20 protein-coding genes are annotated in these 23,001 nt (G+C 61.6%); 3 read left to right on the plus strand and 17 right to left on the minus strand.

Going from position 1 to position 23,001, the window contains the following annotated elements; all coding sequences use genetic code 11:
* Nucleotides 1-2: 2 nt before the first annotated feature.
* The 7 genes from O4H53_RS00965 to O4H53_RS00995 form a co-directional block, all read right to left on the minus strand.
* Nucleotides 3-1,391: a M20 family metallopeptidase gene (locus O4H53_RS00965; RefSeq protein WP_269360633.1), complete on the minus strand. Its 1,389-nt coding sequence runs from the start codon at nt 1,389-1,391 to the stop codon at nt 3-5.
* Complete coding sequence (locus tag O4H53_RS00970) at nt 1,392-2,981, minus strand: gamma-glutamyltransferase (RefSeq protein ID WP_269360635.1); 1,590 nt, start codon at nt 2,979-2,981, stop codon at nt 1,392-1,394.
* The gene (locus O4H53_RS00975; protein WP_269360637.1) at nt 2,978-4,615 is read right to left on the minus strand and encodes an ABC transporter ATP-binding protein; all 1,638 of its coding nucleotides are present in this window, start codon (nt 4,613-4,615) and stop codon (nt 2,978-2,980) included. The genes O4H53_RS00970 and O4H53_RS00975 overlap by 4 nt, the downstream gene beginning before the upstream one ends.
* Entirely contained in the window at nt 4,615-5,526 is a 912-nt protein-coding gene (locus O4H53_RS00980) for an ABC transporter permease (RefSeq protein ID WP_269360639.1), read from the minus strand. Before O4H53_RS00980 ends, O4H53_RS00975 begins: the two co-directional genes overlap by 1 nt.
* 8 nt (nt 5,527-5,534) lie before the next feature.
* Nucleotides 5,535-6,452, minus strand: coding sequence for an ABC transporter permease (locus tag O4H53_RS00985; protein ID WP_269360641.1), 918 nt, complete (start codon nt 6,450-6,452; stop codon nt 5,535-5,537).
* A 69-nt stretch (nt 6,453-6,521) separates the two neighbouring features.
* A complete protein-coding gene (locus O4H53_RS00990; RefSeq protein WP_269360643.1) occupies nt 6,522-8,036 on the minus strand; it encodes an ABC transporter substrate-binding protein in 1,515 nt (504 codons plus the stop codon).
* A gap of 263 nt (nt 8,037-8,299) precedes the next feature.
* Entirely contained in the window at nt 8,300-8,956 is a 657-nt protein-coding gene (locus O4H53_RS00995; protein ID WP_114276819.1) for a GntR family transcriptional regulator, read from the minus strand.
* A gap of 220 nt (nt 8,957-9,176) precedes the next feature.
* On the opposite strand from O4H53_RS00995, the gene O4H53_RS01000 reads away from it, so the two are divergent.
* Entirely contained in the window at nt 9,177-10,430 is a 1,254-nt protein-coding gene (locus O4H53_RS01000; RefSeq protein WP_269360646.1) for a malonyl-CoA decarboxylase, read from the plus strand.
* Between the two features lie 4 nt (nt 10,431-10,434).
* A complete protein-coding gene (locus O4H53_RS01005) occupies nt 10,435-11,952 on the plus strand; it encodes a malonate--CoA ligase (RefSeq protein ID WP_269360647.1) in 1,518 nt (505 codons plus the stop codon).
* A 51-nt stretch (nt 11,953-12,003) separates the two neighbouring features.
* Here the strand turns inward: O4H53_RS01005 and O4H53_RS01010 are convergent, their stop codons facing one another.
* Nucleotides 12,004-13,023 carry a 1-aminocyclopropane-1-carboxylate deaminase gene (locus tag O4H53_RS01010; RefSeq protein ID WP_269360648.1) on the minus strand — a complete coding sequence of 340 codons (1,020 nt, stop codon included), beginning with the start codon at nt 13,021-13,023 and terminating at the stop codon, nt 12,004-12,006.
* Nucleotides 13,024-13,243: 220 nt separating this feature from the next.
* On the opposite strand from O4H53_RS01010, the gene O4H53_RS01015 reads away from it, so the two are divergent.
* Nucleotides 13,244-13,723: an Lrp/AsnC ligand binding domain-containing protein gene (locus tag O4H53_RS01015; RefSeq protein ID WP_205388301.1), complete on the plus strand. Its 480-nt coding sequence runs from the start codon at nt 13,244-13,246 to the stop codon at nt 13,721-13,723.
* Between the two features lie 519 nt (nt 13,724-14,242).
* Here the strand turns inward: O4H53_RS01015 and O4H53_RS01020 are convergent.
* From O4H53_RS01020 to O4H53_RS01060, 9 genes are all read right to left on the minus strand, one after another.
* Nucleotides 14,243-15,598: a sigma-54-dependent transcriptional regulator gene (locus O4H53_RS01020; protein WP_269360650.1), complete on the minus strand. Its 1,356-nt coding sequence runs from the start codon at nt 15,596-15,598 to the stop codon at nt 14,243-14,245.
* Nucleotides 15,599-15,619: 21 nt separating this feature from the next.
* On the minus strand, nt 15,620-15,745 hold the full coding sequence (locus tag O4H53_RS01025) for a hypothetical protein (RefSeq protein ID WP_269360651.1): 126 nt from the start codon (nt 15,743-15,745) through the stop codon (nt 15,620-15,622).
* Nucleotides 15,746-15,779: 34 nt separating this feature from the next.
* Entirely contained in the window at nt 15,780-16,982 is a 1,203-nt protein-coding gene (locus tag O4H53_RS01030; RefSeq protein WP_269360653.1) for a formate dehydrogenase subunit gamma, read from the minus strand.
* Between the two features lie 99 nt (nt 16,983-17,081).
* Nucleotides 17,082-17,675, minus strand: a complete 594-nt coding sequence (gene fdh3B / locus O4H53_RS01035) for a formate dehydrogenase FDH3 subunit beta (protein ID WP_114276808.1) — start codon at nt 17,673-17,675, stop codon at nt 17,082-17,084.
* Between the two features lie 11 nt (nt 17,676-17,686).
* Nucleotides 17,687-20,674, minus strand: a complete 2,988-nt coding sequence (locus O4H53_RS01040; RefSeq protein ID WP_269360655.1) for a formate dehydrogenase subunit alpha — start codon at nt 20,672-20,674, stop codon at nt 17,687-17,689.
* Between the two features lie 119 nt (nt 20,675-20,793).
* The gene (locus O4H53_RS01045; RefSeq protein WP_269360657.1) at nt 20,794-21,006 is read right to left on the minus strand and encodes a twin-arginine translocation pathway signal protein; all 213 of its coding nucleotides are present in this window, start codon (nt 21,004-21,006) and stop codon (nt 20,794-20,796) included.
* Between the two features lie 50 nt (nt 21,007-21,056).
* Entirely contained in the window at nt 21,057-21,662 is a 606-nt protein-coding gene (locus O4H53_RS01050) for a TorD/DmsD family molecular chaperone (protein WP_443069503.1), read from the minus strand.
* The gene (locus O4H53_RS01055) at nt 21,659-22,276 is read right to left on the minus strand and encodes a DUF3306 domain-containing protein (protein ID WP_269360659.1); all 618 of its coding nucleotides are present in this window, start codon (nt 22,274-22,276) and stop codon (nt 21,659-21,661) included. The genes O4H53_RS01050 and O4H53_RS01055 overlap by 4 nt, the downstream gene beginning before the upstream one ends.
* Entirely contained in the window at nt 22,273-22,824 is a 552-nt protein-coding gene (locus O4H53_RS01060) for a DUF3305 domain-containing protein (protein ID WP_269360660.1), read from the minus strand. The genes O4H53_RS01055 and O4H53_RS01060 overlap by 4 nt, the downstream gene beginning before the upstream one ends.
* Nucleotides 22,825-23,001: the final 177 nt, after the last annotated feature.

Raw genomic sequence — 23,001 nt, forward strand, 5'->3', positions numbered from 1 at the left:
GATCAATCCTTTGGCAGGCCTTGTTCGGCCAGATCGGCGAACAACCCGGTCATTGCCACCAGCGCCTGACGCGACAGGGATTTCAGGATATGTTCGTTGGGCGCGTGCTGCGAGCAACCCGCATAGGAATGCGGCACCCAGATCGTCGGCAGGCCCAGCACCTCGGCAAAGCAATCGTTGGGCAGCGAGCCGCCAAGGTTCGGCAGGATGTCCGGTGCGATGCCCACGCTTTTTTCAATCGACGCACTGGCGAAACGGACCATCGGGTGATCTGGGTCCAGCCGTGTCGCGGGGAAACTGTTGCGGCTGTGTGCGACGATCTTGACCTTGTCGAACCCTTCGCGGTCCAGATGGCGGCGCAGGGCGGGCAGGATGTCGTCCACATCGGTGCCGACCACGAACCGCAACTGACAGGTGGCGCGGGCCGATCCTGCGATGGCGTTGACGGGTGCGGCGGGGACGCCGGCTGTCATCGCCAGAATGGCAAAGCTGTTCCAGCCGAACACGCGTTCGGCGGGGGTCAGGTCCGCTTCACCCCAATCGGCGTCAAGGTCGATGCCGGTGTCATGGGCGGGCAGGGCGGCCAGAACCTCGCGGATGCGGGGTGTCAGGCTGGTGGGACGCCATTCGGGGATGCGGATCTGGCCGCGCGCGTCGGTGATGCTGGCCAAGGCGTGCGACAGGATCATCGCGGGATCGGCCAGCAGACCGCCGAAGTTGCCCGAGTGATTGGCCCCCTCGCGCAGCTTGACCTCAAGGTCAAAGCTGGCACCGCCGCGTGATCCGGTAAAGATCGTGGGCGCGGCAGGGCGCAGGCGCGGGCCGTCGGACGCGATGAACACATCCGCCTTGAGCAGGTCGGCGTTGGCGGTGCAGAACTCTTTCAGGCCAGGGGATCCGGCCTCTTCGCCCATTTCGATGATGACCTTGGCGTTAAAGCCCAGATGTCCCTGTGCCTTCAGCACCGCCAGCATCGCGCGCAGGTTGATCAGGTGCTGGACCTTGTTGTCCGCCGACCCGCGCCCGTACAGGCGGTCGCCTTCCTCGATCAGCTCGAACGGGGTCAACCCCTCGCGCCACTGGCCCTCTTGCGCGCGCACCACGTCGCCGTGGCCATAGGTCAGGACCGTGGGCAGGCTTGCATCCTCGATCCGCTCGGCGGTCAGGATGGGCGGGCCGTCGGGCACGGGATTGTCGTGGAACCGGCAGGCAAACCCCATGACTCCCAGCATCGGGGCCATGTCGTCGTGCAGATAGGCGTGCAGGTGCGGCTTGCCGCGCGGATCCTGGCTTTCGGTCGGGCGGGACACCAGCGTGGCCAGATCGCGTTGGAAATCACCGCTGTCAAAATAGGTTTCGATATTGGCGCGGGCAGAATCTTGCAGGGTCATTCAAGGAGCCTTTTTGGTTTCAGGTTCAGCCACGCCATCGCCCCAGGGGGACATGGTTTCGGTGGTGCCGGAGTTGCTGGTGCCCTCGCGCATCACCCCTGCGGGGCAGGCAAAGGCAAAGGGGAAGGGCAGCCGTTGCGCCAGCGCCAGCGGGAAGTTGTCCGCCAGCGCGTCGGCCACGGGACCGGCAAGGCGTTCGTCCGCCACAACCTGCGCACCGCCCGAGGCGTCGATGCGCGGCGCTTCGATGGCGTCCTGCATCGACATGCCCTGTTCCATCAGGTGACCACTGATCTGCGCCACCGCAGGCATGATCTTGCGCCCGCCCGAGGCCCCCAGCGCAAAGCGGCGGGTGGGCGTTTCGCCGATGACGGGGCAGACGTTCATCAGACAGGCTTTGTCGGGACCCAGAGAGTTGGGCTTGCCCGGTTCGGGGTCGAACCACATGATGCCGTTGTTCAGGCTCAGGCCGGTCGAGGGCGACACCACCTTGGAGCCGAAGATCGACAGCAGCGTTTGTGTCATCGACACCATGTTGCCCGCGCTGTCCACGATGGAAAAATGCGTGGTGCAACCGGGGGCCTTGGCGCTTTCGTGGTCGCCCATGTTGGTCAGCCGTTCGGCATAGGCCGCGCGCAGCCCGTTGGCACGGGCGACATAGGCGGCGGGGCTGTCTGCATCGGTGGCGGCATAGCCTTTCTGCCAGCGGGTCAGGGCGTCCGCCAGCGTGGGGCCAGCGGTCAGGCCGGGCATGGCGTGGATGGTGCCATCACGGAAAGGGATTGCCAGAGGGTCGGACCAAGTGACGCGGTAATCGCGCATGTCGTCCATCGACAGGAAGCCGCCCTTGTCGGTGACATCGCGCACGAGGGCGGCGGCGATGTCGCCGCGATAGAACGCCTCTTCGCCTTCCCGGGCCAGCTGTTCCAGCGTTTCGGCCATCTTGCTTTGGTCCAGCCGCTGATCGGCCAGCGCGGTCCAGCCGGAGCCCTTGGGCCAGACGCCGTCATCAAGATAAAGCGCGGCGGCATCGGGGTCCAACGCCAGATCACGCGCGCTGGAGGCAATCACGAGGGCGGCATACCAATCTACGTGCAGGCCCTGTTTGGCCAGGTCCACGGCAGGGGCCAGCAGCCTATCCCACGGCATCCGGCCAAAGCGGCCGTGTGCGGCGGAAATGCCGGCCATCGTGCCGGGCACGGCGACCGATGTGGCACCGGTGACGTTGCGGTCCTCAACCACGGCTTCCCATGGGAACAGGTCAGAGGCCTTGCCCGCGCCAGACAGCGGATAGTGGCCCACATCGAGTGTAGCGGAGGACCGCATGCCATAGTTCAGCGCATGGGCGCGACCTTCGCCTTCGCGCCACAGCATCATGGCACCGCCGCCCATGGGGCCGGACATCCAGGGTTCGACCACGCCGATGGCAAAGCTGACGGCGACGGCGGCGTCGACCGCGTCACCGCCTGCGGCAAGGACTTCGGCCCCGACTTCGGCGGCGCGCACATGCTGGGCGGCGACGACACCGCCCGAGGTGGCGGTGACACCCGGCTTGCGGGTCTGCTGGCTGCGCGAAAACGACCCGCTCATGCGACGGCCGGGGGCAGGGTTGCGATGTCGGGCACATCCCAATGTTTGCCCGGCTGCGCATCCAGCAGCATCCTGGTGTAGGGGTGCGATGGCGCGCCAAAGACCTCTTCCACGGTGCCGCGTTCCACCACATCGCCCTGCTGCATGACGATCAGCGTGTCACAAACCTGCGCCGCGACACGCAGGTCGTGGGTGATGAACAGGACCGTCAGCCCCATCCGGTCGCGGATTTCGTTCAGCAGTTTCAGCACCTCTTTTTGTACTGAAACGTCCAGCGCCGACACAGCTTCATCCGCGATCAGGATTTTCGGTTCGACCATCAGGGCGCGTGCGATGCAGATCCGCTGGCGTTGACCGCCCGAGAACTGGTTGGGATAGCGGTTCAGCACCTCGGGATCGAGCCGCACGATCTTCATCAGCTCGCGAGCCCGTTCCATTGCCTTCGCGCGGTTCTCGCCAAAGTTCACCGGCCCCTCGACCAGCTGGTCGCCAATGGTGCGGCGCGGGTTGAGTGAGCCGTAGGGGTCCTGAAACACGATCTGGATGTGTTTGCGGTAGGGGTGCAGGTCGTGGCGCGACATCAGGGCAATGTCCTTGCCCTCGACCGAGACCACACCGCTTTCGGGGTCTTCCAGACGGATCAGGCATTTGACCAGTGTCGACTTGCCCGAGCCGCTTTCGCCCACGATGCCCAGGGTTTCGCCCTGATGGACGGTAAAGTTCACATCCTTGCAGGCATGAACGGTACGCGCGGGACGGAACATGCCGCCGGCGACGTGATAGGTCTTGTTCAGGTTCGACACCTTCAGCACTTCGTGACTGGTGATCGGTGCGGGCACATCGCGGGTGCGGCGGGGGACAGCGTCGATCAGCAGGCGGGTATAGGGGTGTTGCGGGCGGTTCAGGACCTCTTCGGCGCTGCCCTGTTCGACGATACGCCCATGCTGCATCACCACGACGCGGTCGGCAATCTCGGCCACCACGTCAAAGTCGTGGGTGACGAACATGATGCCGGCATCATGCTTTTCGCGCAGCTCCTTGAAGAGGTGCAGGATCTGCTGCTGCGTCGACAGGTCCAGCGCGGTTGTCGGTTCGTCCGCGATCAGCAGCGCAGGGTCCAGGGCCAGAGCCATGGCGATCACGATGCGCTGGCGCTGGCCGCCCGACAGCTGATGCGGGTAAGAGTTGTAGATGCGCGGCGGGTCGGGCAGGTGCACCTCTTCCAGCAGCCTGATCGTGCGGGCCTTGCGTTCGGCGGCACCCAGATCGGTGTGCTGCTGGAACATCTCTTCGATCTGGTCGCCCACGGAATAGCAGGGGTTCAGGGCCGACATGGGCTCCTGGAAAATCATTGCCATGCGACGGCCCCGCAGGTCGCTGTGGGCGCGTTTTGACAGTTTCAGCAGGTCGTGCCCGTCAAAACGTATTTCTCCCTGCGAAGGCGACAGCGCCTGCGGCAGCAGACCCATGGTGGTGAAGGCGGTGATCGACTTGCCCGAGCCGCTTTCGCCCACGATACAGACAATTTCCTTGGGCATCACTTGCAAGGACAGGTTTTCGACGGCATGGGCGCGGTCGGCGGCCTTGGGCAGGTCAACGGTCAGGTTCTGGATGGACAGGATAGGATCGGTCATCAGTTGCGCCCCTCCGGTGCGGTGACATCGCGCAGGCCATCGCCCAGCATGTTGATGGCAAGAACAAGAAAGAACAGCGCGACGCCGGGAATGGTGATCAGCCAGGGTTCGAACAACAGCATGTCCTTGCCTTCGGAAATCATCAGGCCCCAGGAGGGGGTGGGCGGTTGCACGCCAAGCCCGAGGAAGGACAGCGCCGCCTCAAGGATGATGGCATGGGCCATTTCCAGCGTGAAGATCACGATCAGGTGGTTCATCACATTGGGCAGGATGTCCTTGAACAGGATGCGCGGCAAGGATGCGCCCAGCACTTCGGCTGCGGCGACATATTCCTGTTCGCGCACCTGCATCGTGGCAGAGCGCAGCACCACGGCAAAGCGGTCCCAAAGCAGCAGACCCAGAACCGAAACGACGACAACCAGCGAGCCGCCGAACAGCGCCACGACGGCCAGAGCCACCAGCACGACGGGCATGGCCAGACGCACGTTGATCAGAAAGGTCACGACCATGTCGACCTTGCCACCGAAATAGCCGGCCAGAATGCCCAGCGTCGAGCCGATGATGCCCGAGATGACGGCGGCCAGAATGCCGATCATCAGCGAGATACGCGCGCCATAGGCCAGCCGCGCCCAGAAATCGCGGCCCAGCCCGTCGGTGCCCAGCCAGTGTTCGGATGTGCCGCCCAGAAAGACCGGAGGTTTCATTCGCGCCAGCAGGCTTTGCTGGTAAGGGTCATATTGGGTCAGCAGCGGGGCAAAGATTGCAACGCACAGGACAATCAGCATGACAACGGCACCGAACATCAGGCCCTTGTGGCGCAGGGCGCGTCGGCGCATCGCCTGTCCGGGTGTCAGTGGCTTGTTGCGGGGGGCCTGCAGGGGCTGGTCGGTGGGTGTGGTTGTATCGGTCATGTCTATCCTCAGCCCACGCGCAGCCGTGGATCCAGCCATGCGTTCAGAACGTCAGCCAGGAAGGTGAACAGAATATAGAAGGTGGAAAAAATCAGGATCAGCGCCTGCATGGTCGGCAGGTCGTTGCGGGCGATGGATTCCCAGGCCAGATAGCCGGCCCCATGCAGGGCAAAGACGGTTTCGACCACGATCGAGCCGCCCAGCATGAATCCCATCTGGACCGCCGCCAGGCTGACCACGGGAATGATCGCATTGCGCAGGGCGTGTTTGAACATCACCTTGCGGGTGCGCAGCCCCTTGGCCCGCGCGGTGCGGATATAGTCGGAGGACAGCACTTCCATCATCCCCGCCCGCGTCAGACGCATGATGGCAGGGGTGGCGTAATAACCCAGCACGACGGTGGGCAGGACAAAGTGCTGCCATGTCTCGTTGCCCGAGGCGGGCAAGAGCCGCAGCTTGATGGAAAAGATGACAATCAGGATCAGGCCGAACCAGAAGGACGGGATGGCCTGGCCGACCACCGACAGAAACAGGGCAAAGCGGTCGATTATCGAATTCGGATTGGCCGCCGCCGCCACGCCCAACGGGATCGCCACCGCCAGCGCAAGCGTGATGGCAAAGAGGCCCAGCTTCATGGTGACGGTCAGGCGGTCGGCGATCAGCTCGGTCACCGACATGTCAAAGTACCACGAACGTCCCAGGTCACCTCTCACGGCCGAGCCCAGCCAGTCGCCGTATTGCACGATCATCGGCCGGTCAAAGCCGTAACGTTCGTTGACCAGCGCGATATCTTCCGAAGTGGCGTTTTCGCCCGCAATGGCAACAGCCGGATCGCCTGCCATGAACAACAGGCTGAAACTGATGAATGAAACGGTCAGGGCCACCAAGAGGGCAAGACCGAAACGTTTGAGTATGTAGACGGCCATCGTGCGTCACCTTCCGGGCAAAGAAACAGGCACGGGCCGCGCAACAGATGCCGCGCGGCCCGTCAAAGGTTATTTCCAGGCGAAGTCCGCGAAACGGATGACTTCGTCGTCTGTGGGTGTGTAGTCCAGCTCTTTGCTGAGCACATAGTTCACGTTGTAGGTCCACAGCGGCACCCAATAGGCCTCTTCGGCGATCTTGGCATGTGCCTTGCTGTAGAGCTCTTCACGCCTGGCACGGTCGGTGATGGAACCTGCTTCTTTCACCCATTCGATGATTTCCGGGTCATGCGCATCGTCCAGCTCGCCGCCGGTAAAGAATTCACCGGTGATCGCCGAGACGTCGGGCAGCGAATAGGAACCCCATGTCTGGAAGGAAATCGGCACCTCGTCCTTTGTGCGTTTCTCGCGCAGGGCGGCGTATTGCAGGTAGTTGAAGTTGGTCTTGATCCCGACCGCATTCAGAAAACCCATGAGCGCTTCGGCATAGGGCCGGTCGCGGTAGGCGTAGAAGTCGATCTCGAAACCATCGGGATAACCGGCTTCGGCCAGCAGCGCCTTGGCCTTTTCCGGGACATAGTCATAGGACTTGACGGTAAGGTCGCAACCGAACTGGATCGGTGCGCAGCCTGCGTTCACGATTTCGGAGGAACCTTTGACCAGCGCATCGACAATCGCCTGACGGTCGATGGCGTGATAGATCGCCTGACGGACCGCTTTCTTGGTCATCGGGCCATCTGGGTCGACAGCGCCCTGGGCGTCCATCGTGATATAGCCGATGCGCATCGCCTGCGCGTTGACCACGTCAAAACGGTCGTCCATCTCGGCCAGTTTCTCTGCCTGATCGGCGGGCACGTTCCACAGGAAATCCAGACCGCCGTTGAACAGCTCGGCCACCTGGGTGTTCATGTCGGGGATCGTCTTGACCTCGATCTTGCCGATCTTGCCCTTGCCTTTGGGGCTGTCGTGATAGTTTTCGTTCAGGCTCAGCTCGTAGAGTTTGCCGGCTTCGACCTTGTCGACCTTGTAGGGGCCGGTGCCCACGGGATTGGTGTTCATGCCGGTCGGGCCAACTTCGGCGTAATATTCGTCGGGATACATGACCACAACGCTTGCCAGATATTCTTCGGCCGGCGGGAAGGGCGCATTCAGAATGATGCGGACGGTATAATCGTCAACCTTCTCCGCGCTCTTCATCCAGCTGACGTTGGTCATCACCTTGACGCCGTTTTCCGGGTTGGTGACAAAATTGACTGTATGGACCACATCGTCGGCGTTGAAGACCTCGCCGTTGTGAAAGGTCACACCCTCACGCAGTTTGAATTCGACGGTGACATCGTCAATCCAGGTCCATTCGGTCGCAAGGTTGCCCGAGATTTCGCCCGAGATCGGATCGCGGAACAACAGGGCGTCCCAGACGCCACGGGTGAACAGAATCCCTTCGCGCGCAGAATTGTAATAGGTGTCGACCGATTCCAGTTCCTTGGTGAAGGCCACACGCAGCGTGTCGTCGGCTTTGTCCGCAAATGCGGGTGCGGCGGCCAACAGGCTCAGCGCAGTGCCGGTCATCAGGTTTTTCAATGTCATGGTAGTCCTCGCTGTTACGTTGTTCGGGATGATGTATTTTTATTCTTGTTTTTGTATACAACATCGGCTGATTGTAATTGGTCAAGCAAATACTGCATTTTCATGTGACACATCCCCGGCAACAACCCGCCTGATGCTTATTTGGGCTTTGTCGGCAGGGCATCGCTGGTACACCCGTTGCCCGGGGGCAATGGTAAGGATGTCTCCACCCCTTTCAGACAGGCAGTTCTTGCAGGCCGGAATGAAATTCTCGTGACAGGTCGCTAAGATGCAGCCGCTTTCAGGCCCGCCATCAGGCTTTGAAACCGCTCGCCCTGAACGTTCACGTGGTCGCGCAGCGCATTGGCTGCTGCGTTGGAATCGCCTGCCGTCAGCGCCTCCACAATCGCCTCATGTTCGGTCAGCGATTGCGGCATCCGCCCGCGAAGGCGCAGTTGCTGGCGGCGGAAGGGGCGCAGGCGTTTTTGCAGTTTCAGGCTTTCCTGCTCAAGAAAACTGTTGCCCGATTCGCGGTAGATCGTGGCGTGGAACTTTTCGTTTTCCATATAATACAGGTCGGTGTCCTGCGCATCCGAAGCCGCCTGGCAGCGCGTATTGGCCAATCGCAGCTCGTCCAATGCATCATCGGACATGCGCCGCGCAGCCAGTCTGGCGCAGACCGCTTCCAGTTCGGCCATCACCTCGAACATCTCCAGCAGTTCAAGGGGCCCGGGCTGACGCACAAATGCGCCACGTCGCGGGATCAGGGTGACCAGCCCTGAACTTTCCAGACGTTGCAGCGCTTCGCGCAGCGGCGTGCGTGACACGCCGAATTGTTCGGCCAGCCGCACCTCGTCCAGACGATCACCGTCGGCAAAGGTGCCGTCGAAAATCATTTGTTCCAAAGAGTTTGCGATGTTCACCGCACTGCGTTGTTCCATGTAGAAAAACTAGCTTGGCACTCCGAAGAACGCAATAATTTATATCTTGTATACAAAATAATTGACCTGAAAAACATGATGCGTCTATGATCCACCCATCACCTCCGGCGGTTTACCCCGTCAGGCGCAGAAATTGCGACTAAAATACAGGCACTTCTCACGCCGCCCCTGACGCGCGGCACCTCATCGCTTGCGGCACTCCGCCATAAGGACTTGCACCATGACGATACTTGCTGACTTGCTGTCGACCATGTTCGAAAGGCGCTACCGCCCCTTTGGTCAGGATCGCCCGTCAACCCGCCCGATTGCGGCCCTCACCGCCGATCTGCTTGGCAGTGCCGGCGAAACAACGGAACAGGCGCTTGCCCAGGACATTCTGGGAAAATTCGCAAGTCTTGATGATGCAGGCAAACTGGCCTTCCTGCAGCACCTGGCGCGTGACATGAACATCGACCCCGAAATCGTGCGGTCCGCGCTGGATGCCTATGAACAGGCGCCGTCAAAAGCGACCTACCGGGCCTTCCTGAACGCGGCAGAGCCGCAGCGGCAGGAGCTGATCCGTCGCCTGAACCGCGCGCCGGGTGCCACCGGCGCACTGGTCAGGATGCGGGCCGACCTGCTGTCGCTGGCCGGTGATGACCCGGAACTGGCGGCACTTGACCTGGATTTCCGGCACCTTTTCGCATCCTGGTTCAACCGCGGTTTTCTGGTGCTGCGCCCGATCAGCTGGGAAAGCCCCGCCCATATCCTGGAAAAGATCATCGCCTATGAGGCGGTCCACGCCATTCACAGCTGGGACGACCTGCGCCGCCGGTTGCAACCCAAGGACCGCCGCTGCTTTGCCTTCTTCCATCCCGCCATGCCGGATGAGCCGTTGATCTTTGTCGAGGTGGCGCTGACCAAAGGCATTCCCGGATCCATACAGGCGCTGCTGGCCGAAGACCGCGCAGCGCTGAACCCCGAGGCTTGCGACACGGCAGTGTTCTATTCGATCTCGAACTGCCAGGCCGGGCTGGCCAGCATTTCCTTCGGCAATTCGCTGATCAAGCAGGTGGCGGCGGACCTTGCCGCGGAACAGGCAGGGCTGAAGACCTTTGTCACCCTCTCGCCGATCCCACTTTTGACCAAATGGGCGGCCCTGAACGACATCAAGATGCCTGAGACGCCCGCAATGCGGCGCGCGCTGGCGGCGCATTACCTGCTGGATGCAAAGGGCAGGGGGGATGCACCCTATGATCCGGTGGCGCGGTTTCATCTGGGCAATGGCGCGCTTGTCCATGCGGTACATGCCGATGCCGATTCCTCGGCCAACGGGGTGGCCAATTCAGGCGGTGTGATGGTCAATTACCTCTATGACCTGTCAGCCGTCTCACAGAACCTCGAAAACTTTGCCACCAAGGGCAAGATCGTTGCCAGCGCGGAAGTCACCGCCTTGGCGAAGACATTTGTCAACGCGACGACCTCGGAAAGATAACGCCATGCCAAACCCGCTTTACGATACTTTGTTCGGTGCTCATCTGGGGCGCGACGCAGCTTTTCTGCACCTGATCGACGGTACAACGCTAAGCTATTCGGAATTCCTGAAACAGAGCGCGCAGATCGCCCATGTGCTGACCGGACTGGGATTGCAGCCGGGGGCCCGCGTGGCGGCACAGGTGCATAAATCACCCCAGGCACTGGCGCTGTTTGCGGCCTGCGCTCAGGCCGGGCTGGTGTTCCTGCCGTTGAACACCGCCTACACCACATCTGAACTGACCTATTTCATCAAGGACAGCGGCGCGGCGCTGGTGGTCTGTGACCCGAGCGCGGTTTCGGCGCTGACGCCCGTCGCAGATGAACTGGGCGCGCTGGTCGAGACGCTGGATGCCGAAGGTGCCGGGTCGCTTGTTACAAAGGCGGAAAGCGCGACGGATCGCTTTGACACCGTTGAGCGCAGCGCAGATGACCTGGCCGCGTTTCTTTACACGTCCGGCACCACGGGCAGATCGAAAGGGGCGATGCTGACGCAGACCAACCTGCTGTCGAATGCCGCGACCCTGGCAAAGGAATGGCGGTTCACCGCGCAGGACGTGCTGCTGCATGCCTTGCCGATCTTTCACACCCACGGTCTGTTCGTTGCCACCAATGTGACCCTGATCGCCGGTGGCAGCATGATATTCATGCCCCGCTTCGATGTGGATCAGGTGCTGTCCCTGATGCCCCGCGCCACAACGATGATGGGTGTGCCCACTTTCTACACACGACTTCTGGACGATGCCCGCTTCACCCGGCAGTCCGCTGATCATATGCGGGTCTTCATATCGGGGTCTGCGCCCCTGCTGGCCGAGACACATGTGCAGTTCGAGGCCCGCACCGGCCAGCGAATTCTTGAACGATACGGCATGACAGAGACGAATATGAACACCTCCAACCCTTATGTGGGTGAACGCCGCGCCGGCACTGTCGGCTTTCCGCTGCCGGGGGTCGAGCTGAAGGTCTGCGATCCGGCCAGCGGCGAAGCCCTGCCGCAAGGTGAGGTTGGCGTCATCGAGGTGAGGGGCGCCAATGTGTTCAAAGGCTACTGGAACATGCCCGAAAAAACCGCCGAGGAACTGCGGGACAACGGCTTTTTCATCACCGGGGATCTGGGGATGATCGACGCCGACGGTTATGTCAGCATTGTAGGCCGGGGCAAGGACCTGATCATCTCGGGCGGCTACAACATCTATCCCAAGGAAATCGAGCTGGTGCTGGATGAGCAGGACGGCGTTCTGGAAAGCGCGGTCATCGGCGTGCCACATCCGGACTTTGGCGAAACGGTGGTTGGTGTACTGGTATCAAAGCAGGGCAAGACGCCCGATACGGATGCGATCATGGAGGCGGTCAAGGGTCCGCTGGCGCGCTTCAAGCACCCGCGCCGGCTGGTTGTGGTCGACAGCCTGCCGCGCAATACCATGGGCAAGGTCCAGAAAAACCTGCTGCGGGACACCTACAAGGACATGTTCGTCTCCGGCTGAGGGGGTGACGTGGGCGGCAAGAACCGCCCACATCGGGCATTCGCGGCCGGTTCAGCCGTCTTTGTAATAATAGCTGTAGCCGTTCAGGGCCGGTGCGCCGCCAAGGTGGGCATAAAGCACCCGCGATCCTTCGGGAAAGAACCCCTTGCGGGTCAGGTCGATCATGCCTTGCATGGATTTCCCTTCGTAAACCGGGTCGGTCATCATCGCCTCGGTCTGTGCTGCAAGCCGGATTGCGTCATTGGTTTCATCCGACGGGACACCATATGCGGGATAGGCGTAATCGGGGTTGATCACGATATCATCCTCGGTGATTTCCTGGCCAAGTCCAACCAGTTCGGCGGTCTTGCGGGAAATCTCCGTGACCTGTGCGCGGGTCTGTTCCACGGTGGCCGAGGCGTCGATCCCGATCACGCGGTCGGCGCGGCCCTGGTTCTTGAAGCCCACGATCATGCCGGCCTGTGTCGAGCCGGTGACGACGCAGACCACGATGTAATCGAACTTGAAGCCCAGTTCTTCTTCCTGCTCCGCCACTTCCTCGGCAAAGCCGATATAGCCCAAAGCGCCGTATTTGTGCACGGAGGCGCCCGCCGGAATGCCATAGGGCTTGCCCCCCGCATCGCGGACCGACTGCATCGCGTTTTCCCAGCTTTCGCGGATGCCGATGTCAAAACCATCGTCGACAAGTCGCGAATCCGCGCCCATCAGACGGGTCATCAGGATGTTGCCGACACGGTCGTAAACGGCGTCGAAATGGGGCACCCATTTTTCCTGCACCACAACACATTTCATGCCGATCTTGGCCGCGGTTGCCGCCACCATCCGGGTGTGGTTTGACTGAACGCCACCGATGGACACAAGCGTATCAGCACCCGATGCGATGGCATCCGGCACGATATATTCCAGCTTGCGCAGCTTGTTGCCGCCCATGGCCAGACCGGAATTGCAGTCATCGCGCTTGGCATAGATTTCGACCTTGCCACCCAGAGCGGCGGTCAGCCGGGGCAGGTGGTCAATCGGGGTCTTGCCGTAGGTCAGCGGATACCGTTCGAATTTTTCAAGTAGTGACATGGCTATCTCCAGTTTGGGTCGCCCCGTGATAGCAACGGATTTGTGAAATGTCCTTTCAAAGTATATGGCTCATTTCTACACTTTTGCGCCCGAAGCCATCACAGCCTCCTAAAATCTTCAAAAATCTCGATCATTCTGAAAGAATACGTCATCCAGTGATTCCAGCGAATCACCGCCTGCGGCGGCACCCCTGTGCGTTCCGCCGAGTTTCAGAGGTAACATGTTGAAAGATAACCCATCCCGCGCGCTCGACCGGACTGAACTGGCGCTTTTGCAACTGCTGCAGGCGGACGGACGGCTGACCAATGCAGAACTGGCGCAGCGAACCAATGTCAGCCCCGCAACCTGCCACCGCCGGACCCAGCGCCTGTTCGATGAGGGATACATTACCGGCGTGCGGGCCATGGTTGACCCACACAAGGTCGGCCTTGGGGCGCTGGTGATGGTCGGCATCGTCCTGGACCGTTCCACCCCCGAAAGCTTTGCCGCCTTCGAGGCTGCGATCACCAAGGAGGCGTCGATCCTGGATTGTGATCTGGTGGCCGGGGATTTCGATTACCTGTTGCGGATCAGGGTGTCTGACATTGCGGATTTCAATCGGTTCCACACCCAAAAGCTGATCTCGCTTCCCGGTGTCCGGCAAGCCCGGACCTTTTTTGTGATCAAGGAAGTAAAGGCGAATGCGCCGATGGATTTTTGAAATGTCAGCGGCGGGCAGGCCCAACGCCGACACCCTTGATCATCGGCCTTGATCCTTGCCTGGATCATTCTGCCGCCCCTGTGCTGTAGCGCCCTCAGCCGATCTGATGGATGCAGCGATCGTTTCGCAAGCCCATTTCAGCATTTCTGAATGAAGGTTTAACACGGTCCATACCAGCAGCAGATTGCAGGCCTTGCCGGACCTGACGACCAAGCCTTGACAGGCACGGTCTGGCGCTTTGCCGGTGACAGGCTTTCTGCGGTGGAAACAGTAAACAATGCCAAATCCCATATGCAGGCGCGCAAGCGTCGGGCCGGAGCGCCAATTGACTGGCGTCACTGGTCGCGGCGGGGATGGATATAAACGCTGTGCAGCGGAATCAATTTTACATAATTCAGATTACCAGCCTTACAGAATGCAAAACTATGCTTCGTGGCCAGCGCGGCGGAGGTCCGGACAGCGCCCTTTCCACCTTTCCCAAGCGCGGAACCAGGGCCGCAGGCCGCCGCGCAATCCGGTTCAGGCAAGGTCGATATCAATACCCGCCTCACCCCATACCGCCATCTTGCGGTCGATGGTCTTGCGCGACACCCCCAGCCGCCGTGCGGCCTCTGCCCGGTTTCCTTTGCACAGATCCAGCACATGTAACACATGCCGCTGTATCACCAGGTCCAGATCTTCGATTGCCCGCGTCCCGGCGACGGAACCATGGCCCGAAAAACCCTCGGGGAAAGCGCCGAGGATGACCGACCGTTCGATCAGATTGCGCAGCTCGCGCACATTTCCGGGCCAGTCATAGCGCCGCAGTTTCAGCAGGGTTTCCGCATCAAGCCGCAGCGCGGGCATGCCCAGGACCGTCGAAAACTGCTCCATGAACAATGCCGCCAGTTCGACGATGTCTTCGGACCGGTCTTTCAATGGCGGCATCTCGATCTCGACCACATTGATCCGGTGATAGAGATCGGCGCGGAAACGGCCCTCTGCCACCGCTTTTTCCAGGTTTGCGTTGGTGGCAAACAGGAACCGCAGGTCCAGCGGTATTTCCCGCTCGCCGCCCTGCGGGCGGATGGTCTGGTCTTCCAGCACCCGCAAGAGCGCCGCCTGCAATGCCTCCGGCATCTGCGCGACCTCGTCCAGAAACAACGTGCCGCCGTCCGCCAGCAGTAACAGCCCCGGCTTTAACGTCTCATTGCCCTCCACCGACCCGAACAGCTCCGGCACGATCCGGTCCGGTGAAATGGCGGCGCAGTTCACGGCGACAAAGGGCTTGTCGCTGCGGTCTGACATCTGGTGCAACTGGCGCGCTGCCAGTTCTTTGCCGGTGCCGCTGGCCCCGGTGAAAAGAACCGGTGTCGGCAGCGGCGCCAGACGGGTCAACATGCGGCGCACCGCCCCCAGGGCCTGCGATTTGCCCAGCATCTGCACCGCTGTTCCCGCATGCAGCTCGCGGCGCAGCAATGTGTTGTCCCGGCGCAGGTTCTTGCGGTCCAGCGTGCGCGACACCGCGCCCAGAATCTGATTGGTCCGAAACGGTTTGAGCACAAAGTCACTGACGCCCGCCCGCAGTGCGGCGATCGCGGTTTCCAGATCCGCATAGGCGGTGATCAGGATCGTGTCAGCATAGAACCCCTTGCGGCGCTGTTCGTTGACCCACTCAAGCCCGGTCTTGCCCGGCATGACATTGTCCAGCACCACCACGTCAAAATGCGCCGCATCCAGCAGCTTTGTCGCCTCGGCCGGCGAGGCCGCCTGCGCCACCCGTTTCACTCGCGGTTCCAGAATCTTGGTCAGGAAATGCCGCATGCCCGGCTCGTCGTCGATAATCAGAACCGACGCGCCCTCAAGCGTGCCGCCGTATTCGTCCCGTACCGCCATGGCGTAATTTATCCCCGCAGGTCAGTCCAATCTGACATTGCCACTGGAATAAACGTCCTGAGAGGAAAAGCCCATCTCGTGCAGGCCGAAATAGGCCACGACACCGATCACCATGATCCCGGCAAAGCCTGCAAACATCACTTTCATCGCCTGTTTCCTTTTGCGTAGGTCCCGGGGGCAATCATTCCGCAGGGCTCCGATGCTCGGTCTCTCTGACCTTTTCCAGCCAGATCGAGTGGTGCTGCTCGGCCCAGTTCACGTCAACCTCGCCAGACCCCATCGCGTCATAGGCGCCTTCCATGCCCAGCGTCCCGATATAGATGTGGCCAAAAATGATCGCCATCATGACGAAACCGATGATGGCATGCCACAGCTGGGCATATTGCATCTCTTCCTGCGGGGCCAGATCGACGGGCAATGTGCCAAACCCCAGGGCCTGCGGCAGGCCGGTGTCATTCAGCACGGCAAAGGTATGTCCGAACAGCGGCATGTCGAAGGGGAACAGCATCGACAGGCCCGATACAGAGACCGATGCGCCCAGCAGGATCACCGACCAGAAGATCAGCTTCTGCCCTGCGTTGAATTTCTTGGCGGGCGGGTGTTTCTTGCCGATGATGCCGCCGCCATAGCGGACCCAGGTCAGGTCAGTGCGGTCGGGCAGATTGTGCCAGACCCACATCACGAAAACCATCACCAGCGCAATCATGAACGCCCATGAGACGTTGTCGTGGATGTATTTTGTTCCCGTCAGCAGGACCGAGTTGAAGCCGTGGCCAAAGGCCGGAATCAACACCTTGCGGCCGAACAGGGACAGCAGCCCGGTAACCGCCAGCAGGATGAAGGACCCTGCGAGCATCCAGTGGGCAAAGCGTTCAATCGCCTTGAACCGGGTGACAGTGCGTCCCGACATGCCGTCCTCGACCCGCACGCGGCCGCGCAGCAGGAAAAACACCGCCAGAATGCCCAACGTGCCCAGCAGCAGCCAGCCGCCATAGGTCGGCAAGGCACCACGTCGGATATCCAGCCACCACATGCCCCCATCCTGCACCAGCACTTTGCCGGTGGTGTTCAGGGTGGTCACGCGCACATCCGCCTCGTTATAGCGCAGCGCGCGCCATTGTTCGGCGTCCGAGGTGCCACCCAGCGGCCCCAGCCCGGGTGCGGTGCCTGCATCGCCGCCGATGTTGTTGCGGCGGAAGCTGTCGTCAACCGCAAGGCCCTGCTGACGGCGCAGCACGTCCTGAAGCGTTTGCGCCCCGCCGGTCGAGGCGCGGGGCGCATCGACATTGACTGCGTTGTCGGGGGGTCGCACATCCTGTGCAGAGGCGACGCCGGGCAAGGCCAGCAGTACAAGAACAAACAATGCCATCAGATGGCGCAGCATGGGAAATCCCCCGCATGAAAAACGGTGAAGCGACGGCCCGCAGCAACGCGGGCCACCAGATCTGTCATCGGCAAGGGCACCTGGCCCGTGCCGCCCGGGTTACTGACCCTTCTGTTCGTAGGCCGTGCCCCAGCCCCAGGCACCAGAGCCAAAGCCCCGCGCCACCACACGTTCGCGGTAGATGTCAGAGACCACATTGCCATCGCCCGCCAGCAGTGCCTTGGTTGAACACATCTCGGCGCAGATCGGCAATTTGCCTTCCGCAATCCGGTTGCGCCCGTACTTCTGGAACTCCGCCTGGGAATTGTTTTCCTCCGGACCACCGGCGCAGAAGGTGCATTTGTCCATCTTGCCGCGCGAGCCGAAGTTGCCCGCCTGCGGATATTGCGGCGCGCCAAAGGGGCAGGCATAGAAGCAATAGCCGCAACCAATGCACAGATCCTTAGAGTGCAGCACCACACCTTCGTCGGTCTGGTAAAAGCAATCCACCGGACAGACCGCCATACAGGGCGCATCCGAACAATGCATGCAGGCAACCGAGATCGAGCGTTCGCCCGGCTTGCCGTCCTGAATGGTCACCACCCGACGGCGGTTGATGCCCCAGGGCACCTCGTGCTCGTTCTTGCAGGCCGTGACACAGGCGTTACATTCGATGCAGCGTTCGGCATCGCAGAGAAATTTTGCTCTGGCCATTGTCTATCTCCTTACGCTGGCATGATTTTGCAAAGAGTCGCTTTGGTCTCTTGCATCTGGGTGACTGAATCGTAGCCATAGGTCTGTACCGTGTTGGTGGATTCCCCCAGCACGATCGGATCGGCCCCATCGGGATATTTGTCCCGCAGGCTGACCCCTTCCATGTGACCGCCAAAGTGGAAGGGCATGAATGCTACCCCCTCGCCCACCCGTTCGGTGACCATGGCCATGACCTTGATCCGCCCGCCTTCCGGGCCTTCGACCCAGACGTCGGCACCGTCGCGGACGCCCAGATTGTTGGCATCACGGGTGTTGACCTCGATGTACATGTTCTGTTGCAGCTCGGCCAGCCAGGGGTTCGACCGCGTTTCATCCCCGCCGCCCTCGTATTCGACCAAGCGGCCGGAGGTGAGGATGATCGGGAAGTCCTGCGAAAAGTCATTCTTCTGGATGGAGGCATAGAGCGTCGGCACCCGCCAGAATGTCTTGTCGTCATAGGTCGGATAATCCGCCACCAGGTCGCGGCGGTTGCTGTAAAGCGGTTCACGGTGCAGCGGCACGGGATCGGGGAAGGTCCAGACCACGCAGCGCGCCTTGGCGTTGCCGAAGGGGGCACAGCCATGTGCAATCGCGACGCGCTGGATGCCGCCCGACAGGTCGGTCTTCCAGTTCACACCGCCAACGGCCTCCACATAGTCCGATGGCATTTCACCCTGTTGCGAGGTTTCCCCCACCTCTTCGGTGCCTTCTCCGGCGTCCTCCGGGCGCTGGTAGCCCGCGACCATTTCGATGGACTTGCGTTCCTCCGGTGTCAGATCACCATCCCAGCCGAGGTCGATCAGCATCTGCATGGTGAATTCAGGGTATCCATCCTGAATTTCGGACCCTTTGGAATAGACGCCTTCGGCCAGCAGGTTGTCCCCGTCGCGTTCCACCCCGAACCGGGCGCGGAAGGTCAAACCGCCTTCGGCCACCGGCAGCGACATGTCATAGAGGTTTGCCGTGCCGGGGTGGTTCATCTCGGGCGTGCCCCAGCTTGGCCAGGGCAAGCCATAGAAATCACCATCCGCCGGGCCGCCATTGGCCCGCAGCGTGGTCTTGTCGAAGGTGTGCTGGTTTGCCATGTGCATCTTCAGCCGTTCCGGGCTTTGACCGGTATAGCCGATGGTCCACATGCCGCGGTTGAACTCGCGGGTCAGATCCTCGACCAGCGGTTCCTCCCCGTTCACCTCGATGTTGCGGAACATGCGGTCCGCAAAGCCGAACTTGGCGGCGAACTTGTACAGGATCGTCTGGTCCGGCAGCGATTCAAACAGCGGTTCGACCACCTTTTCGCGCCATTGCAGCGACCGGTTCGACGCGGTGACAGAGCCCGACGTTTCGAATTGCGTCGAGGCAGGCAGCAGATAGGTGCCATCGGTACGGTCGTGCAGAACGGCGGAGACGGTTGGATAGGGGTCCACCACGACCAGCAGGTCGAGCTTTTCCATCGCCGTTTTCATTTCCTTCTGGCGGGTCTGCGAATTGGGCGCATGACCCCAAAGCACCATCGCCTTGGTATTGTCGGGCTGTTCCAGATTTTCGCGCGCTTCCAGCACGCCGTCGATCCAGCGCGACACCGGAATGCCCGTCAGCCCCATCATCGGCACATCTTTGCCGTCGGCGCCTTTCATCGTGGCAAACCGGCCCTTGAGCCAATCCAGGTCTTCTTCCCAGACCCGCGCCCAATGCGCCCATGAGCCATCGGACAATCCGTAGTAGCCCGGCAGCGTATCGGCCAGAACACCCAGATCGGTTGCCCCCTGCACGTTGTCATGGCCGCGGAAGATGTTGGTGCCGCCCCCGGCCACACCCATGTTCCCCAGCGCAAGCTGCAGGATGCAATAGGCGCGGGTGTTGTTGTTGCCATTGGTGTGCTGCGTGCCGCCCATGCACCAGATCACGGTGCCGGGACGGTTGTTGGCCAGCGTGCGGGCCACGCGTTTCAGCTGCGCCTCGGGCACGCCTGTGACACGTTCGACCTCGTCGGGTGTCCAGTTGGCCACCTCCTTGCGGATCTCGTCCATGCCCCAGACACGGGTGCGGATGAACTCCTGATCCTCCCAGCCGTTGTCGAAGATGTGGTAGAGAATGCCCCAGACCAGCGCCACGTCCGAACCGGGCCGGAAGCGTACGAATTCATCCGCATGGGCCGCCGTGCGGGTAAAGCGCGGGTCGCAGACGATCAGCGGCGCGTTGTTCTGTTCCTTGGCTTTCAGCAGGTGCTGAAGCGAGACCGGATGCGCTTCGGCAGGGTTGCCGCCGATGATGAAGATCGCCTTGGAATTGTGGATGTCGTTGTAGCTGTTGGTCATGGCGCCGTAGCCCCATGTGTTCGCAACACCCGCCACGGTCGTCGAATGGCAGATACGCGCCTGGTGATCCACGTTGTTGGTGCCCCAATAGGCGGCAAACTTGCGGAACAGATAGGCCTGTTCGTTGGAGTGTTTCGCCGAGCCCAGCCAATAGACGCTGTCGGGGCCGGATGTGTCACGAATCGACATCATCTTGTCGCCGATCTCGTTGATCGCCTGTTCCCAGGAAATGCGCTGCCATTCGCTGCCGACTTTCTTCATCGGGTATTTCAGGCGGCGTTCGCCGTGGGCGTGTTCGCGCACCGACGCGCCCTTGGCGCAATGGGCGCCAAGGTTGAAGGGGCTGTCCCATCCCGGCTCCTGCCCGACCCAGACACCGCCCGAGACTTCGGCAATTACCGTACAGCCGACCGAACAATGGGTGCAGACGGATTTCTTGATCTCGATCGCGCCAGTTCCCGCAGCCGAAGCCGCCGTTGCCGGTTTGACGCTGCCTGCTGTGGCGGCAATCGCCGTCAGCCCGCCAATCGCCAGCCCCGACCCGCGCAGAAACGCACGGCGGTCGATCCTGGAACGGGCGACATCCGACAGGATGCTCCCCCGTTGGGCGCTACGTGCAACACCGTTGGTCTTTTTCCTCAACATATCTTCACTCCCTGAACGCGGGATCAGACCCGCATCTGGTGGCTAATGGATGGCAGGGCGCGGGTGCTGCGCGTGCCGGTGTCCATGGCCCGGTGCCGGGCCATCGATGGGTGGCGCCGTCAGAAACGGGCGCTGGCGTAATAGGCCCGGGTGTGTTCGGTGTCCTGCATCTTGTCCGATGACAGATCCGGAACACTTGCGGCCCCGGCCTCGGTCCCGCCGGTGGCGACGGCAACGGCGGCCAATGGCGCGGCGGTGCCCGCAAATTTCAAAAAGTCTCGCCTGTCCTTGCGGACCGCCTTTTCGGGCTTCGCGTCAGGTTTGCGTGTCATCAATGCCTCCTCTTTTACGTCTCGGTTTCGCGCTGGTTCGTTGCCAGCCGTCAGTTGATACTCAGTCGAAATGCCTCGGCCTCGATCTCCATGAAGGCCCTCCCGATCTTGCCCACGGGCGCGAAAAAGACCGAATTCTTCGCCCCCTCAAGATCGGCAAAGAAATGTCCCGCCCAGGGCGCAATATGTTTGCCAAAGAAGGTCTTTTGCTGGGTCAGCGACGCTGCCACACCGAACCGCCCGACAATCATCGCGCCCATCATCTCCATCAGGGATGCGATATTGTCTTCCGGCTCGAACACATTGTCCGCCCGCGCCAACCCGCGCGCGGCCATGTCCTGCCGCAGCAGCGCCAAGGGCTTCTCGTTCAGGAATCCGGTCAGATAATAGCTGGCATAGGGCAGCAATTCGCCACGCCCCAGCCCGATGAACAACCGGTTGAATTCGCTTTCCACGGCGGCGGGCTTGCTCAGCCGTGCCACCTTGGACAGGGCAACAAACCCCTGCCCCAGCTCGGTGCCATCCCCCTGCAATTCACTGCATTGGCCCAGCAGCATCTGGTCCGGCGGACCAGAAAGGATCAAACCGATGAAATTATACAGGTCCGCGCGCAGGCGGTCTTCTTCGGGCAGGGGGGAGGATGTCATCTGGTTCATACGCCTGTGCTTTCCGCATCCGCTGCAAAACTGAACCGCATCCGCCGCAGGACCGGCGCAGGGCTGTCTACCATGTCGTCAGGTTCATCCTGATCGCCCAATGCCTGCACCTCTGTCGCGACCGGCGATGTGGCGGCGGGTGGCACCACATCCGGCACCGACAGCGTGTCGACCGGCGCGGCGAATGCCGCCTCACCTTCTGGCTCTTCCTCAAGTGCGATGCCGTCCAGCACCTCGGTCAGCGGCGCGGCAAATCCCTTGCCCACCTGATAAAGCGTATTGACGGCCTTCCCCGCCGTCGCGGCGGCGGTGTAATCATCATCGTAGTCGTTCAGCCCGTCCAGACAGGCCAGAACCGGATTGCTGCGCCAGAACGCGCGCAAGGCCCGCCGCTTCAGCCGCTGCGGCAATTGCGCCCGCAGAAACGCCCGCAATTGTTCGCCGTCGACCAGATCCTCCGGTGCCGGCAGCTCAAGTTCCGCCAGCAATTCGTCGTCATCGCGCGCGGCAAGGCTGGCTTCCTGCGCCTGTGCCGCCTGTTCCTGCGCGGCTGCAACTTCGGCCTGCGCCTCGGCGGCAACGGCAGCACGGCGACGATCCCAGAAACCGCTCATAGGACACGCCCCCGTTTCAGCCCCGGCGAGGCATAGACATCCGCACCCGTATGGATACGCGGATCGCCGATACCATCCTGCCGGGCGCCTTCGGTCTGCTTGTTCCGCCGCCGCTTCACAAAGGCCTCTTCCTCGTGGAACAGGTCCACAAATTCGCGGACCCAAGCCTCCAGCCCCTCGGGCATGGCAACCTTTTCAACCACCTCTTCAGCGCTGTCGCAGTAATCCTGCGCCTCATAGGGCGATGCGGTGACCAGCAGGATCTGAAAGGGGTGATCCTGCGCGCCCGCAATCGGGCGCATCACCACATAGACGCAAGGCACCTCTGCCCCCAGCCCATGCACATAGGCTTCAGTCTCCGCACCATGCAGGTCCAGCGGCACCGTGGCCGCGTGATATTCCGTGGTCCCGTCACTCTCGCGCAGCACACGCCAGGATGCATCCGGCGCGCCGGGCAGGACAGCCGTCGCCTTCCAGCTCCACCTGGCCCAACGGGTCACACCGGGCGCGCGCCGCAGCACGATACCCAGTGGTATTGTCCGGTACATGGCTGGATTGTGAATCAAGTCGCGCCTCCCTTTCACCATCCTTCGCCAGCCGCCCGCCCCCTGTGAAGGTCAAACAGGGGGATCGCCGGAAAAACCTGTGTCGCCAGACAGTTTGGCCCGCCAACCTGGCCCTTGCTGTGCCTCTTGGACGAATTGTCCAACCTGACTGTTTTTATA

Origin of the sequence: Sulfitobacter sp. G21635-S1 (genome assembly GCF_027213915.1) — a bacterium.
GTDB lineage: Bacteria > Pseudomonadota > Alphaproteobacteria > Rhodobacterales > Rhodobacteraceae > Sulfitobacter.

Coding starts and splice junctions, on each gene's coding strand:
- O4H53_RS00965 (WP_269360633.1), bottom strand. CDS start 1,391: ATGACCCTGCAAGATTCTGCCCGCGCCAATATCGAAACCTATTTTGAC.
- O4H53_RS00970 (WP_269360635.1), bottom strand. CDS start 2,981: ATGAGCGGGTCGTTTTCGCGCAGCCAGCAGACCCGCAAGCCGGGTGTC.
- O4H53_RS00975 (WP_269360637.1), bottom strand. CDS start 4,615: ATGACCGATCCTATCCTGTCCATCCAGAACCTGACCGTTGACCTGCCC.
- O4H53_RS00980 (WP_269360639.1), bottom strand. CDS start 5,526: ATGACCGATACAACCACACCCACCGACCAGCCCCTGCAGGCCCCCCGC.
- O4H53_RS00985 (WP_269360641.1), bottom strand. CDS start 6,452: ATGGCCGTCTACATACTCAAACGTTTCGGTCTTGCCCTCTTGGTGGCC.
- O4H53_RS00990 (WP_269360643.1), bottom strand. CDS start 8,036: ATGACATTGAAAAACCTGATGACCGGCACTGCGCTGAGCCTGTTGGCC.
- O4H53_RS00995 (WP_114276819.1), bottom strand. CDS start 8,956: ATGGAACAACGCAGTGCGGTGAACATCGCAAACTCTTTGGAACAAATG.
- O4H53_RS01000 (WP_269360646.1), top strand. CDS start 9,177: ATGACGATACTTGCTGACTTGCTGTCGACCATGTTCGAAAGGCGCTAC.
- O4H53_RS01005 (WP_269360647.1), top strand. CDS start 10,435: ATGCCAAACCCGCTTTACGATACTTTGTTCGGTGCTCATCTGGGGCGC.
- O4H53_RS01010 (WP_269360648.1), bottom strand. CDS start 13,023: ATGTCACTACTTGAAAAATTCGAACGGTATCCGCTGACCTACGGCAAG.
- O4H53_RS01015 (WP_205388301.1), top strand. CDS start 13,244: ATGTTGAAAGATAACCCATCCCGCGCGCTCGACCGGACTGAACTGGCG.
- O4H53_RS01020 (WP_269360650.1), bottom strand. CDS start 15,598: ATGGCGGTACGGGACGAATACGGCGGCACGCTTGAGGGCGCGTCGGTT.
- O4H53_RS01025 (WP_269360651.1), bottom strand. CDS start 15,745: ATGAAAGTGATGTTTGCAGGCTTTGCCGGGATCATGGTGATCGGTGTC.
- O4H53_RS01030 (WP_269360653.1), bottom strand. CDS start 16,982: ATGCTGCGCCATCTGATGGCATTGTTTGTTCTTGTACTGCTGGCCTTG.
- fdh3B (WP_114276808.1), bottom strand. CDS start 17,675: ATGGCCAGAGCAAAATTTCTCTGCGATGCCGAACGCTGCATCGAATGT.
- O4H53_RS01040 (WP_269360655.1), bottom strand. CDS start 20,674: ATGTTGAGGAAAAAGACCAACGGTGTTGCACGTAGCGCCCAACGGGGG.
- O4H53_RS01045 (WP_269360657.1), bottom strand. CDS start 21,006: ATGACACGCAAACCTGACGCGAAGCCCGAAAAGGCGGTCCGCAAGGAC.
- O4H53_RS01050 (WP_443069503.1), bottom strand. CDS start 21,662: ATGAACCAGATGACATCCTCCCCCCTGCCCGAAGAAGACCGCCTGCGC.
- O4H53_RS01055 (WP_269360659.1), bottom strand. CDS start 22,276: ATGAGCGGTTTCTGGGATCGTCGCCGTGCTGCCGTTGCCGCCGAGGCG.
- O4H53_RS01060 (WP_269360660.1), bottom strand. CDS start 22,824: ATGTACCGGACAATACCACTGGGTATCGTGCTGCGGCGCGCGCCCGGT.